The sequence below is a fragment of the Pseudomonas sp. R1-18 genome, assembly GCF_051132095.1.
Taxonomy (GTDB): Bacteria; Pseudomonadota; Gammaproteobacteria; order Pseudomonadales; family Pseudomonadaceae; genus Aquipseudomonas.
Window position 1 is genome coordinate 2,483,060 of record NZ_CP071658.1, and the last position, 13,110, is coordinate 2,496,169.

Genomic DNA, 13,110 nt, shown 5'->3' on the forward strand with positions numbered 1-13,110 from the left:
TAAACCCCGACGCTAACCACCGGCGCCCAGATAGCGCCGAAACCAGTCAATCGTCCGATCCCACGCCAGCTTGGCATCAGCCTCGTCGTAGCGGGGCGTGGAGTCGTTGTGAAAGCCGTGGTTGGCACCGGGGTAGATGAATGCCTCGTAAGTCGTGCCTGCTGCCTTCAACGCCTGCTCGTACGCTGGCCAGCCTTCGTTGATGCGGGTGTCGAGTTCGCCATAGTGGATCATTACCGGTGCCTTGATGCGCGGTACGTCCTCGGCCTTGGGCTGGCGACCGTAGAACGATACGGCTGCGCCCAGTTCGGGATAGGCGACCGCTGCCGCGTTGGCGACGCCGCCGCCGTAGCAGAAACCGACGATACCTACCTTGCCGGTGCTCGCATCGTGTTTCATCAACCACTCGATGGCGGCGAAAAAATCATTCATGAGCTTTGTCGGGTCCACGCCTTGTTGCAGTTCCCGACCCTTGTCGTCGTTGCCGGGGTAGCCACCCACCGAGGACAGGCCATCCGGCGCCAAGGCAATGAAACCCGCCTTGGCGACCCTGCGGGCAACGTCTTCGATGTAAGGGTTGAGGCCTCGATTCTCATGGGCAACGACAATGGCCGGCAGCTTGCCGCTGGCCTTGGCCGGGCGCACGAAATAGGCCCTGACTTGGCCATGACCCTTGGGGGAGGGGTAGGTCACGTACTCGGCGACAATTTCGGGATCGGTAAAAGCCACCTGTTCGGCCATTGCATAATTTGGACTGAGCGCGGCGAGCAGCGCGGTAGCGGTCAGGCCGCCCAGTGAAAACAGCGCCGCGCGGTCCAGGAACTCGCGTCGATTGATCTTGCCGTGGGCATAGTAGTCGTAAAGTTCGAGCAATTGCGGGTCGAAGTCTTTGGCGCTGAGACGTTCCATCGATAGACATCCTTCGCTGAGTCAGGAGACGGGCAGTGGCGACAGTAAAGCAGAAACACTCGACTTTGCCTGCCACCCGTCCCGAGGTCATGCGATGTCTTAGGCCGATTCTTTTACCGGCCCGTCCGCCGCGATCACCACCCGCTCGAAGCGGCCCGCCAGCACCACGTAAGCGAAGATGCCGATCAGGCCGTGCGCTGCCACAAACCACAGCGCCGAGTTGAACGAGCCGGTGGATGCGACGAAATAACCGATCACCACCGGCGTCACGATCCCGGCTATGTTGCCGATGCCGTTGAACACGCCGCCACTGAGCCCGACCATGCCTTTGGGCGCGGTGTCCGACAGCACGGCCCAGCCCACTGCCGCGAGGCCCTTGCCGAAAAAGGCCAGCGCCATCAGCGCGATCACCATCCAGTTGGCATCCACATAGTTGGCTGAAACCAGACTGGCCGCGAGCCCCATGCCGATGACGAACGGTGTCTTGCGGGCACGCGAGGGGTGCATGCCGTTGCGGATCAGGTAGTCAGACACCATGCCGCCCAGCACGCCGCCGGAGAAACCACAGATGGCCGGCAGCGCCGCGACCCAGCCGGCTTCCATGATGGTCATGCCGCGGCCTTTGATGAGGTAGATCGGAAACCAGGTGATGAAGAAGTAGGTAAGGGCGGTGATGCAGTACTGGCCCAGATAGATCGCCCACAACGTTCGATTGGTGAACAGCTGCGCTACCTCGCGCATATTGGTCTTGGGCTTGGTGGTTTTGCGGTTGGCTTCCAGGTCCACCAGGGCGCCGCCTTCGCGCATCATGTCCAGCTCCGCCTTGCTCAGACGCGGATCGCTGAGCGGATCGCGGTAAAGCGCGAACCAGAACACCGTGGCGACGATACCCAGGCCGCCCATCCACAGAAACACGTGTTCCCAGCCCCATGCATGGGTGAGCCAGGCCATCAACGGTGCAAACACCACCACGGCCATGTATTGAGCTGAGTTGAACAGCGCCGAGGCTGTTCCGCGCTCGCGGGTCGGGAACCAGCAGGACACGATGCGGTTGTTGGCGGGGAAGGCCGGCGACTCCACCAGGCCAAGCATGAACCGCATGATGAACAGGGTAATTGCGGCACTGGCCCCGACCAGACCGATCCAGCCGACCGTGCCTTGCAGCATGGTGAACAGCGACCAGAGAAACAGACTGCAGCCATACACACGGCGCGCACCGAACTTGTCCAGCAGCCAGCCGCCGGGTATCTGGCCCAGCGCATAAGCCCAGGCGAAGGCCGAGAAAATCATGCCCAGCATGACCGGGTCGAGCCCCAGGTTCTTCACCACCTCGGTGCCGGCGATGGACATGGTGGCGCGATCCGCATAGTTGAGGACCGTGACGACAAAAATCAGCGAGAGAATGACGAAGCGGTGCCGACCCACACGGGTGTCGGCGAGGGGGACATCCATCGAAGCGGTCTTGACGTTCATGGCGATCTCCGGCCTTCCTCGGGGAAGGCTTCATTGTTGGAATGGTTACCGCTGATGCTGGAACTTCGGCCTAGCAGGCCACGGCGGTCGGCAAGGGCGTACCGGCGAAGCACGCCTGCAGGTTGGCCAGCACGATTTCGCCCATGGCCAGACGCGTCTGCTCGGTGGCGCTTGCCCGGTGCGGCTGCAACACCACGTTGTTCAACGCCCGCAGGGCCAGCGGAACATTGGGCTCGTCGGCAAACACGTCGAGTCCGGCGCCAGCGATGGTGCGCGTGCTCAAGGCGGTGATCAGTGCCTGTTCGTCCACCAGCTTGCCGCGCGCGACGTTGATCAGGTAACCCTGAGGGCCCAGCGCTTCGAGCACCGCTGCATCGATGATTGCGCTGCCCTGGTCGGCGGACGCCGCGAGCATCAGTACGTCACTGCGGCGTGCCAGCTCGATCAGCTCAGGCACGAACTCGTAGCCACTGGCCGGTTGCTCGCGCAGATCGGTATAGCGGATGGTCATGCCAAAAGCGCCGGCACGGCGGGCGATGGCATGGCCCACCCGGCCCAGTCCCACAATGCCCAGCTCGATGCCGCTGACTTTGCGGGCCAGCGGCTGAACCACCGAACCCCACTGCGCGGCGCGTACGATCCGGTCGCCACTGGCCAGGTCGCGCAGGGTCATGATCAGCAGGCCAATGCCCATATCCGCCACGTCATCGGTCAGCACGCCCGGCGTGGTGGTGACTTGCACGCCACGGCGCGCGGCATGCGCCAGGTCCACTGCATCGGTGCCGATGCCGCTGATGGCGATTACTTGCAGCGCGGGCAGACGATCCATGATCGAGTTGCTCAGGCCCTTGGCGCCGCCGGTGACGACACCGCGAATGCTTGCGCCATGGCGGCTGAGGAAAGCGTCCTGATCGGCTGACTCATACAAACGATGGACGACGTAAAGCGCTTGCAGTTGTGCGTCAACGGGAGCGGGCACGGGTTGCGTCAGGAGGATATCGATATTCAATTTGGCCTTCCTTCACTTGTGATTGTTATGTCGAGCAGCCGGGGTGATGGGGCCTAGAGTAGGAAATCAATCGATACCGGTCTAACATTGATACTGAATTGATCAATACAAGAATTGAATCGTGGAACTGCACCAACTTCGTTGTTTCGTGACCGTGGCCGAGGAGCTGCATTTCGGGCGTGCCGCCAAACGTCTGTTCATTACCCAGCCGCCGCTGAGCAGACAGATCCAGTTGCTGGAGCGTTCGCTGGGCGTCGAGCTGTTCGACCGCAGCAACCGTCAGGTCAGGCTGACCCTGGCAGGCCAGCACTTTCTGCGCGATGCCCGCCATGTGCTGACCTATACCGAACAGGCCGGGGCTTCGGCACGCCGCCTGGCTCGGGGCGAAACCGGGCAGCTGCTGCTGGGGTTCACGGCGGTCAGCGGTTACAGCCTGATTCCGGGCCTGCTGGAACATGCGGCGCAGGCGCTGCCCGATGTAGGTGTCGAACTCCGGGAAATGGTCTCCGGCGCACAAATGGAAGCCCTTGAAGCGAGCATGATCGACATCGGTTTTGTGCGAAAAGCCGTAACCCGCGCAGGCTTCGACTATCGACTGGTGTGCAGGGAGCCCTTGCTGGTCGCGATGTCGCAACGACACCCGCTGGCCAGGCAGGCGGATATCGCGATTGCCAATCTCGACCAGCAGCCTTTCATCATGTACTCGCCGGACGAGGGCCGTTATTTCTACGACTGCATTGTCGGCCTGTTCGCTATCGCCGGTGTCTCGCCGCGTTATCGGCACCATTTGGGGCAGACCCATTCGGTGCTGGGGCTGGTCCGCGCAGGGCTCGGGCTTGCTATCGTTCCGGCCGCATCGCAGGAGCTTTATCCGCAGGACCTGCAATTTCGTCCGCTCAGGGATGCAGCGCCGCGGGCCGAGATTTACATGGCGACCCGCCGGGACAATGACAATCCAGCGCTCACACCTTTCATCACAATGGCCCAGTCTTATTTCCAGACCCAGGGCGGCCGCCTGCGGACCGGCCATGGCACTGGTCTGCTAGAAAAGGCGGAATGAAGCGAGCACGCGGTGGTCACAACCGGTAAGTGACTACAGCCCGGAGACCACTCATGACCGACATTACCTTGCTCGAACGTTTGCTCTACGCCAGAGGACCCGGCGGGGAAGAGCATGAAGTGCGTGATATCTGCCGCGCCGAGCTGGAAAAACACTGCGACGAAACCTGGGTCGACGACGCCGGTAACCTGATCGGTGTCATTCGCGCTGCCGCCTCGCAAGCGGGTTCGCCCAGCGCGCCTGGGACCCTGGTCATGGCGCATCTCGACGAAATTGCTATGGCGGTCCAGCGCATCAACGACGACGGTACTCTGCAAGTCACTGCATTGGGCGGTATCAATCCGGTGAACTTCGGCATGTGCCCGGTGGATATTCTCGGCGACGTCCACGCCTGTCCCGGCGTGCTGTCTTTCGGCAGCATGCACTCCACCGCGCAATCCCGTCAGGGTGCCGATGTGCAAAGCGGTAACGTTCACTGGGAGGACGTGCATGTGGTCACGCGCCGCAATCGCCAGGAGTTGAGCGAAGCGGGCGTGCGTCCCGGCACTCGCGTGGTGATGAGCCAGCACTGGCGCAAGCCCTTCGCGCTGGTGGACGCCACGGCCGCGCATTTTCTGGACGACCGCGCGCCTATCGCAGCGGTGTTGCAAGCAGCCCCTGCGCTGGCGTCTCGCAGGTCCGAATTGAATGGCGATGTGTTTCTGGCCTTCACCACAATGGAAGAAGAGACAAACGCCGGCGCCTTGTTCGCCGCGCGGCATTTGCCGTGCCGGACGGCTATCGCGGTGGAAGTCGGGCCTATCGTCGAGGAGTACGGCACAGAATTGTCGGTCAACCCGATCATCCTCGTCGGCGACGAGAAGGGCCACTACAGCCGCAACGTCACGGATCGGTTGATCGCAGCGACCCGCCGCGCGGATCTTGAACCGCAGGTGGCGCTGCCCATCGATTTCGCCTCCGATGCCAGCGCCATCCTGAGTTCAGGTGTGCTGGGCCAGACCGGGTGCATCGCCATCCCGACGGAAAACACCCACGGCTACGAGATCGTGCTCAACGCCGCGATCGATGCATGCGCGGCCTCTCTGACCGAATTTCTGACGGATCAGCCCGACCAGGATTCGGAACAGAGTTCCGACAAATGATCCTTTGCGGTGTGGCGATGCGCACCGCGCCGCCCGTCGCGTCGGCGGATCGACGGCGCGGCCTGCAGAGTCGCTAGCTATATCTGACAACGGAGCGAAAGCCGTGCGCGTACATCATCTGGACTGTGGTTGCATGTGTCCCGTCGGCGGGGCGCTTTTCGATGGATTCAGCCGCGGGCTGACCGCCCACCTGGTTTGCCATTGCCTGCTGATCGAAACCGATACCGAAGGTCTGGTGCTGGTCGACACAGGCTTCGGCAAACGCGACGTGGACCACCCCGAACAACGCCTGAGCCGTTTCTTTCGCTACTTCAACAACATCCGTCTGGAGCATCGGTACACGGCGGTGGAACAGGTTCGCGCCTTGGGCTTTCGTCCCGAAGATGTGCGGCACATCGTGCTGACGCATCTGGACTTCGACCATGCCGGCGGGCTGGAGGATTTTCCGCTGGCAAGGGTTCATGTCATGCAGACCGAGATGGATGCCGCTGCCGCCGCTTCCGGCTGGCGCGACACGCGCAGGTTTCGCGCCCGGCAATGGAACGCGGTGTCTGACTGGGCATTTTATCGACCCGACGGGGAACGCTGGCATGGGTTCGAGTCGGTAAAGGCGCTGATCGGAACGCTGGATGACATTCTTCTGGTCCCGTTGCAAGGTCATACCGCTGGCCACGCGGGCGTTGCGGTGCGAACCCAGTCCGGCTGGATGCTGCACGCCGGTGATGCGTATTTCTATCGTGGCGAAGTAGGTCAGCCCGAGCGGCACTGCACCCCGGGCCTGAGGTTTTACCAGCGCATGATGGACCATGACCACAGCCAGCGCATGACCAATCAGAATCGGCTGCGCTCGCTGTCGCTCACCGCCGACAGCAGCCTGCAGATGTTTTGCAGCCATGACGCCAAAGAACTGCAACGTGCAGTGGAGCGCAACACCGCCCACGCATCGACGGCTGCAGGCAGCAAGTAATACAAAGAGGAAAGCGGGCATGCACCTGATCGAAATCTTCCTCCCGGTCAACGATAACGAAGGGCGCAAGCAGCCTGTTGAGCTGTTCAGCCAGGTCCGGCAGGAACTGGTCGATCAGTTCGGCGGATTGACGGCCTTCACCCGCAGCCCGGCAAAAGGGCTCTGGGATAACGACGGTGACGGTCGCCATGAGGACGATATCGTGATTTACGAAGTAATGACCGAAGAGGTCGACCCTGGCTGGTGGCGTAATTACAAAGCCGAGCTGGAACGCAGGTTCAAGCAGGAAGAGTTGATGATCCGCTCGCAGCAGGTAGAGCTGTTTTCCGGTAGCTAGGAAAAGGTCGCTCGTCGGGCTGCGGTGCATCGCTTGCATGGCCCGGCGAAGTGTCGGGCTAGGTTGCCCCACACTTCGCCGGTTCGATCCCGCCTGGTGCTGGACGCCGTTATATCGTCGAAGCTGTCTGTACTTTGGCGCGACCTTTGAACGTCAGCCAGAAGCAGACAAGCACGGCGAAAGCGAAGCCTGCCGGGAACATCCAGATGCTTTTCCAGTCATGACTGCCGGCGACGGAGTAGTGGTCGGTGACCTTGCCCGCTACCCAGAACCCGATCAGCATGCCCAAGCCATAGGTCGCCAACGTGATCAGCCCTTGAGCGGAGCTGCGGAACCGTTCAGGTGCCTTGGCGTCCGTATAGATCTGCCCGGATACGAAAAAGAAGTCGTAGCACACGCCGTGCAGGGCAATACCGGCCAGCAGCATGAATGCCTGGTCGCCATTGTTGCCGTAGGCGAACAGCACGTAACGCAGTGCCCACGCGGCCATACCCACCAGCAGCGCGATCTTGATTCCGAACCGGTGGATGAACAGCGGCAACAGCAGCATGAACAGCACTTCGGAAACCTGACCGATCGCCATCTTCGCTGTCGGGTTCGCCATACCGATCTCGGCAAGAAACGGATTGGCGTTCTGGTAATAGAACGCCAGGGGAATGCAGATCAGAATCGAGGCAATGAAGAACACCAGATAGCTTCGATCCTTGAGCAAGCCCAGGGCGTCAACCCCGAGCAATTGCTTGAGCCCTGCGGAGTCGGGGCCGGATTTCAGAGGAGCGGTAGCCGGCAGGGTAAAACTGTAGAGCCCCAAGCACAGTGACGCAGCGGCCGACATCAGGAACGTGTTGCGCAGCCCACCGGACGCAATGGCCTGTTGAGAGTCCCAGGCGAATACGAAGCTGATCACGACACCGGCTACGATCCAGCCAACCGTGCCCCACACGCGCACCCGGGAAAACTCCGCCGCCGGATCTTTCATCTGACGGAATGCAACGGCGTTGACCAGTGCCAGCGTCGGCATGTAGACCATCATGTACGCCAGCACAAAAGGGTAGAACGCCTCGAAGTCCGTGGCCCGATAGAGCTGATACAGCAGCACCGCGCCCACCAGATGCAATATCGCGAGGATGCGTTCGGCGTTGAAAAAGCGGTCCGCGATCAGGCCTATGACAAAGGGAGCCACAATCGCACCCCATGACTGTGTCGAGAATGCCATTCCGACCTGTCCGCCGCTCGCGGTCAGGGTTGTGGCCAGAAACGTCCCGAGGGTGACGAACCAGCCACCCCAGATAAAGAACTGCAGAAACATCATTGCGCTGAGCCGCGCGTTCATGTTGTTCATATCGATCACCTTTTTATTGTTATGTCGGTAGCGGCTGTGAAGTCAGTCGTCTTGCAGTCCCAGTAGTTGCCGATTGAAGTGCTCATCGGAAGACACGCTGGCGAAATCGTCGAAGGCTTTCCGGGCTCTGGTGATCATGTGCCGCTCGATGAACGCAGCGCCCTCCGCGGCGCCTTGGGCGGAGTCCTTCAGGCAGCATTCCCACTCCAGCACGGCCCAGCCGGCGAACCCGTGTTGCGTCAGCTTGCTGAAGATGGAGGTGAAATCGATCTGGCCGTCGCCCAGAGAGCGGAAGCGCCCCGGCCGTTCGACCCAGCCCTGATAACCGCCGTACACGCCGGAGCGCGCGTCGGGCCTGAATTCGGCGTCCTTCACATGGAACATGCGGATGCGCTCGTGGTAGCGATCGATGAAGCCCAGATAGTCCATTTGCTGCAACAACAGGTGGCTGGGGTCATACAGGATCGCGGCGCGGGGATGGTGATCGACGGCCTGCAGGAAACGCTCGAACGAGGCGCCATCGTGCAGATCTTCGCCGGGATGAATCTCGTAGCACAGGTCAACGCCTGCCTCTTCGAAACAGTCCAGAATCGGCAGCCAGCGCCGGGCCAGTTCGGCGAAGCCGTGCTCCACCAGTCCGGCGGGACGCTGTGGCCATGGGTAGACATAAGGCCAGAGCAGGGCGCCGGAAAAGGTCGCATGAGCCTTCAACCCCAGGCGCTGGCTGGCACGGGCCGCGAGCTTCAGCTGCTCGACGGCCCAGGCGGTGCGCGCCTGCGGCTGGCCACGCAGATGCTGCGGCGCGAACTCGTCGAACAGTGAATCGAAGGCCGGATGCACGGCCACCAACTGGCCCTGCAGGTGCGTCGACAGCTCGCTGATTTCGACGCCCGCCTGCGCGCAGGTCGCTCTGAGTTCGTCGCAGTAGGCTTGGCTTTCGGCAGCCTTGGCCAGATCGATGTAACGGGTCCCGCTGGTGGGCAACTGGATCGCTTTGTAGCCTTGGGACGCGGCCCAGCCGGCAATATTCGCGAGCGTATCGAACGGCGCTTCATCGGACATGAACTGGGCGAGAAAAATACCCGGACCACGCATGCCAACGTTTGGGTTTGGGGCAGGGGACATGTGCGGGCTCTCCTGATTCAGAGGGGGCATATCAGATCGCTCCACTTGGTTTGGCCGCGATGATTGGCGATCACTGTCTCGATGAACGCCATGCCGCGCAGCCCAACCTCGATTCCGGGAACACCCGGGGCGCTGCTGCCGGGCACGCCGTGCGCGATTGCGTCCGCCAGATCGCCGTAAAGGTTGGCCATGGCTTCGAGGTAGCCTTCCGGATGACCGGCGGGCAGGCGCATTCGTCGGGTTGCGTCGTCACACAGCCAGGGCTGGCCGACACCTGCCCGCAGGATGCTCAGCGGCGCATTCAGTGGGCGATGTATCAGGCTGGCAGGGTCTTCCTGACGCCACTCCAGCCCGCCCTTGTCGCCATACAGACGAATCTTCAAAGGGTTTTCTTCGCCGGCGCACACCTGACTGGCGATCAGAACGCCACTGGCACCGGCGTCCATTTTGAACAGCATCGACACATCGTCATCCAGCTGGCGGCCTTCGACATGCACGCCGAGCATCGCGCTGATCCGCTGAATCTGCTGATCGGCGACAAACTCGGCCAGTGAGAAGGCGTGGGTGCCAATATCGGCAACGCAGCCTCCGATTCCTGACTGATCCGGGTTATCCCGCCAATCCGCCTGTTTGTTTCCCAGGCTCGCGAGATTTTCGCTCAGCCATCCCTGAGGATATTCGACGAACACTTTGCGTAAGGTTCCCAGGGTGCCGCGGCGCACCATCTCGCGCGCCTGCCAGACCATTGGATAGCCGAGATAGGTGTGGGCCAGCCCATACAGGCGATGGCTGCTGTCGATGACTTGCCTGAGTTCATGCAGCTCGGCGAGGTTGAGCGCCGCCGGCTTCTCGCTGAACACATGAAAACCGGCTTCAAGAGCCGCTCGGGCGACCGGGGCATGCAGATGATTGGGCGTAACGATGATCAGCAGTTGCATACGCTGGTCGGCCGGAAGCGTACTTTCCGCCGTCAGCATGTTCTGCCAGGAGTCATAACAGCGCGCATCCGACAGGCCTAGCGAGGCACCGGTTCGTCGATTGTTTTCCGGGTCGCGGCTGAATGCTCCACAAACCAGTTCGAAGCGCCCGTCGAGCCCTGCGGCCTGGCGATGTGCTTTGGCGATGAAAGAGCCTTCACCACCACCGACGAACCCCATTCTTGTTTTTGTTGCTGTCACGGTCATGGCAACACATCTCGGTTGGATGGCAAATGGCAGGCGCGACCTGCGATGTAACCGGTTACATCCGAGCAAAATCTAGGCTTGAATGGTAAGCATGTCAAACGCGGCCGCGACATTCCGATAGCGTTCCCGGGCGGGGTGACGTGCGGTAAGCTGGCCGACCTTCCGAAGATGAAGAGGTGTCCTTGTCCAACATTCGCGAAGTGGCCCGACTGGCCGGCGTTTCTGTCGCCACGGTCTCCAGAACCTTGAAGTCTCCCGAGCGTGTGCTGGCTGAAACCCGGGACAAGGTGAACGCGGCCGTGGAAAAAGCCGGCTACCGCCCGAACCTGATGGCCGTGCAGTTTCGTTCGCGAAAGACCGGCAATCTGGTGATCCTTGTCCCGGCGATCGCCAACACGTTTTTTGCGCGCGTGATCAGCGGGGCCCAGCGAGCGGCGCAAGCGGCGGGGTACCGGCTGCTGCTCTGCGACACGCAGGGGCAGGAGAGCATCGAGCGTCAGTTCGCCGAACTGGTGTATGCCTATCAGGCCGATGGCGTGATTCAGCTGCGAGCCTTCGATCCGTTCGAACAATCGTCTGACGGCGCGGCGATGCCTCCGATCGTCAACGTCTGCGAAGTGATCAGACAAGGCCGCCATCCCACGATCAGCCTGGACAATCAGGCTGCGGCCAAGGCGATGACCGAGCACCTTTTGCAATTGGGGCATCGTCGTATCGGCTTGATCAAGGGGCCCAAAAGCAGCCCTTTGACCCGTGATCGTGTCGCGGGCTACGAAGAGGCGTTGCGCCAGGCGCAGATCCCACTGGATGACGCGCTGGTCAGTCACGGGGACTTCACCCTCAATGCAGGCTATCTGGGCGCGTCGGCGATGCTGAAACTCAACCCGCGGCCTACGGCGCTCTTTTGTGAGAACGACGAGATGGCCATCGGTGCGCTCAGGCGTATCAGAGAAGAAGGGCTGCGAGTGCCTCAGGACATCTCACTGGCGGGTTTCGACGACATCCCGATGGCCGCCTATTGCGACCCGGCGCTTACCACCATTTCCCAGCCCGCCGAAGCCTTCGGCGAAAAAGCTGTGGAAATGCTGATTGCTCTGATGGATGGCAAGCCAGTGACCGAGCGTCACCTGGTTTTACCTTTCGAACTGACTGTACGTGAAAGTACAGGAGCGCCTGGGGGCTGAAGAGCGGTGAACCAAGGACCGGCCCGCTTACTCAACGGGCCGGTGTCACGCTCAGGCCTGGTCTGTTTGTGCCTCCGGCTCCAGCTTGACCTTGATCCACCCCGGCTTGTGCTCATCGAATTTCTTGAAGGCGCTGATGGCATCGGTCAGGGGTTCGTGCTGCGTCAACACCCGGGAAGGGTCGACGCGTCCAGCCAGGGTCATATCGATCAGCTTGGGAATGTATTTGCGGTGGTGGCAGTTGCCCATGTTCATGCGGATGTTCTTGTTCATGGCCGTCCCGATCGGAAAACTGTCGAACCCGGCCGGATACACGCCGATTATCGACAAGGTGCCGGCCTTGGCCAGGCCCTGCACAGCCCATTCCAGGGCTTGGGAAGGTTCGTCGCCTGGTTGCCATTGAGCGTGGTCCGCGTGGCCATGGTGGGTATGGTTGGCGTCGATGCCCACGGCATCGATGGCGCTGTCCACGCCGATTCCGGCTGTCAGCCGCTGAAGGGTTTCGACCGGATCTTCCTGCTCAAAGTTGATGCACTCGGCCCCCAATTCTCTGGCCCTGTCCAGACGGTCCGTGAGCCCGTCGATGGCGAATACGCGTCCGGCGCCCATCAGTCTGGCGCTTACGATGGCGAACAGGCCCACCGGCCCGCAGCCGAATACCGCGACGGTGTCGCCGTCCTTGATCTCAGCCATCTCCGCGCCAAACCAGGCGGTCGGGAAAATATCCGACATCGCAATCGCCTGGTCGTCAGTAATTTCGTCAGGTAGCTTGATCAGGCCGATGTTCGCAAAGGGAATACGCGCCTTCTCGGCCTGCAGACCATTGAACGGGCCTGTAGTTTTCGGGCCGCCAAAGAACGAGGTGCCCGCCGATTTGCCATTGGGATTAGCCACATCGCACTGGGCGAAATAGCCGGCCCGACAGTAGGAACAGTTGCCGCAGGCAATGGTGGACGGGATCAGTACCCGGTCGCCTACATTAAGGTTGCGTACGTCCTCGCCCAGGGCCTCGACGATTCCGACCGCTTCGTGGCCCAGGATGGTGCCGGGAAGCATGTCCGGTGCGCTGCCGCGGATAAAGTGCAGATCGGTGCCGCAGATGGCCGATGCGGTTATGCGTACGATGGCGTCGGTGGGCGCCTGTAGAGTGGGGTCGGGGACTTCGTCCAGACGGATGTCGCCGACGCCGTGAAATACGACTGCTTTCATTGTTCACCTCAGATGCTGGCCCATGGATGAGGTGTAGAGAAACCGCGATCGCGAAAGGTTTAACCCTATGGGTAAAAACATCGACAGGCGGGCCGACGCCCCCTTTGTCCGCCAACCAGATCAGTCCGCCTCAGCTTTCGGTCGCACGCCCTGAACATTCGCCCGATTC

General features: G+C 61.5%; 12 protein-coding genes. 5 read left to right on the forward strand and 7 right to left on the reverse strand.

Annotated features, from left to right (window positions below):
• Positions 1-12 precede the first annotated feature (12 nt).
• The 3 genes from yghX to J3P77_RS11530 form a co-directional block, all read right to left on the reverse strand.
• The gene (gene yghX / locus J3P77_RS11520) at positions 13-909 is read right to left on the reverse strand and encodes a YghX family hydrolase (RefSeq protein ID WP_434676772.1); all 897 of its coding nucleotides are present in this window, start codon (positions 907-909) and stop codon (positions 13-15) included.
• Between the two features lie 99 nt (positions 910-1,008).
• On the reverse strand, positions 1,009-2,382 hold the full coding sequence (locus tag J3P77_RS11525; protein ID WP_434676773.1) for an MFS transporter: 1,374 nt from the start codon (positions 2,380-2,382) through the stop codon (positions 1,009-1,011).
• Between the two features lie 70 nt (positions 2,383-2,452).
• Positions 2,453-3,391, reverse strand: a complete 939-nt coding sequence (locus tag J3P77_RS11530; RefSeq protein WP_434676774.1) for a 2-hydroxyacid dehydrogenase — start codon at positions 3,389-3,391, stop codon at positions 2,453-2,455.
• A 121-nt stretch (positions 3,392-3,512) separates the two neighbouring features.
• Between J3P77_RS11530 and J3P77_RS11535 the strand changes: the two genes are divergently transcribed.
• From J3P77_RS11535 to J3P77_RS11550, 4 genes are all read left to right on the forward strand, one after another.
• A complete protein-coding gene (locus tag J3P77_RS11535) occupies positions 3,513-4,451 on the forward strand; it encodes a LysR family transcriptional regulator (protein ID WP_434676775.1) in 939 nt (312 codons plus the stop codon).
• 53 nt (positions 4,452-4,504) lie between these two features.
• Positions 4,505-5,593, forward strand: coding sequence for a M42 family peptidase (locus J3P77_RS11540; RefSeq protein WP_434676776.1), 1,089 nt, complete (start codon positions 4,505-4,507; stop codon positions 5,591-5,593).
• Positions 5,594-5,696: 103 nt separating this feature from the next.
• On the forward strand, positions 5,697-6,560 hold the full coding sequence (locus tag J3P77_RS11545; RefSeq protein ID WP_434676777.1) for an MBL fold metallo-hydrolase: 864 nt from the start codon (positions 5,697-5,699) through the stop codon (positions 6,558-6,560).
• Positions 6,561-6,579: 19 nt separating this feature from the next.
• Positions 6,580-6,897, forward strand: coding sequence for a hypothetical protein (locus J3P77_RS11550; protein WP_434676778.1), 318 nt, complete (start codon positions 6,580-6,582; stop codon positions 6,895-6,897).
• A 109-nt stretch (positions 6,898-7,006) separates the two neighbouring features.
• Here the strand turns inward: J3P77_RS11550 and J3P77_RS11555 are convergent, their stop codons facing one another.
• From J3P77_RS11555 to J3P77_RS11565, 3 genes are read right to left on the reverse strand one after another with little or no spacing between them, the layout of a single operon-like run.
• Positions 7,007-8,239 carry a nucleoside permease gene (locus J3P77_RS11555; protein ID WP_434676779.1) on the reverse strand — a complete coding sequence of 411 codons (1,233 nt, stop codon included), beginning with the start codon at positions 8,237-8,239 and terminating at the stop codon, positions 7,007-7,009.
• Positions 8,240-8,281: 42 nt separating this feature from the next.
• Positions 8,282-9,334 (reverse strand): sugar phosphate isomerase/epimerase family protein, encoded by a 1,053-nt coding sequence (locus J3P77_RS11560; RefSeq protein ID WP_434681976.1) that lies wholly within the window; start codon positions 9,332-9,334, stop codon positions 8,282-8,284.
• 47 nt (positions 9,335-9,381) lie between these two features.
• Positions 9,382-10,521, reverse strand: a complete 1,140-nt coding sequence (locus J3P77_RS11565; protein WP_434681978.1) for a Gfo/Idh/MocA family protein — start codon at positions 10,519-10,521, stop codon at positions 9,382-9,384.
• Between the two features lie 209 nt (positions 10,522-10,730).
• Between J3P77_RS11565 and J3P77_RS11570 the strand changes: the two genes are divergently transcribed.
• The gene (locus tag J3P77_RS11570) at positions 10,731-11,732 is read left to right on the forward strand and encodes a LacI family DNA-binding transcriptional regulator (protein WP_434676780.1); all 1,002 of its coding nucleotides are present in this window, start codon (positions 10,731-10,733) and stop codon (positions 11,730-11,732) included.
• A gap of 51 nt (positions 11,733-11,783) precedes the next feature.
• On the opposite strand, the gene J3P77_RS11575 is transcribed toward J3P77_RS11570, so the two are convergent.
• Positions 11,784-12,941 (reverse strand): zinc-dependent alcohol dehydrogenase, encoded by a 1,158-nt coding sequence (locus tag J3P77_RS11575; RefSeq protein ID WP_434676781.1) that lies wholly within the window; start codon positions 12,939-12,941, stop codon positions 11,784-11,786.
• Positions 12,942-13,110 lie beyond the last annotated feature (169 nt).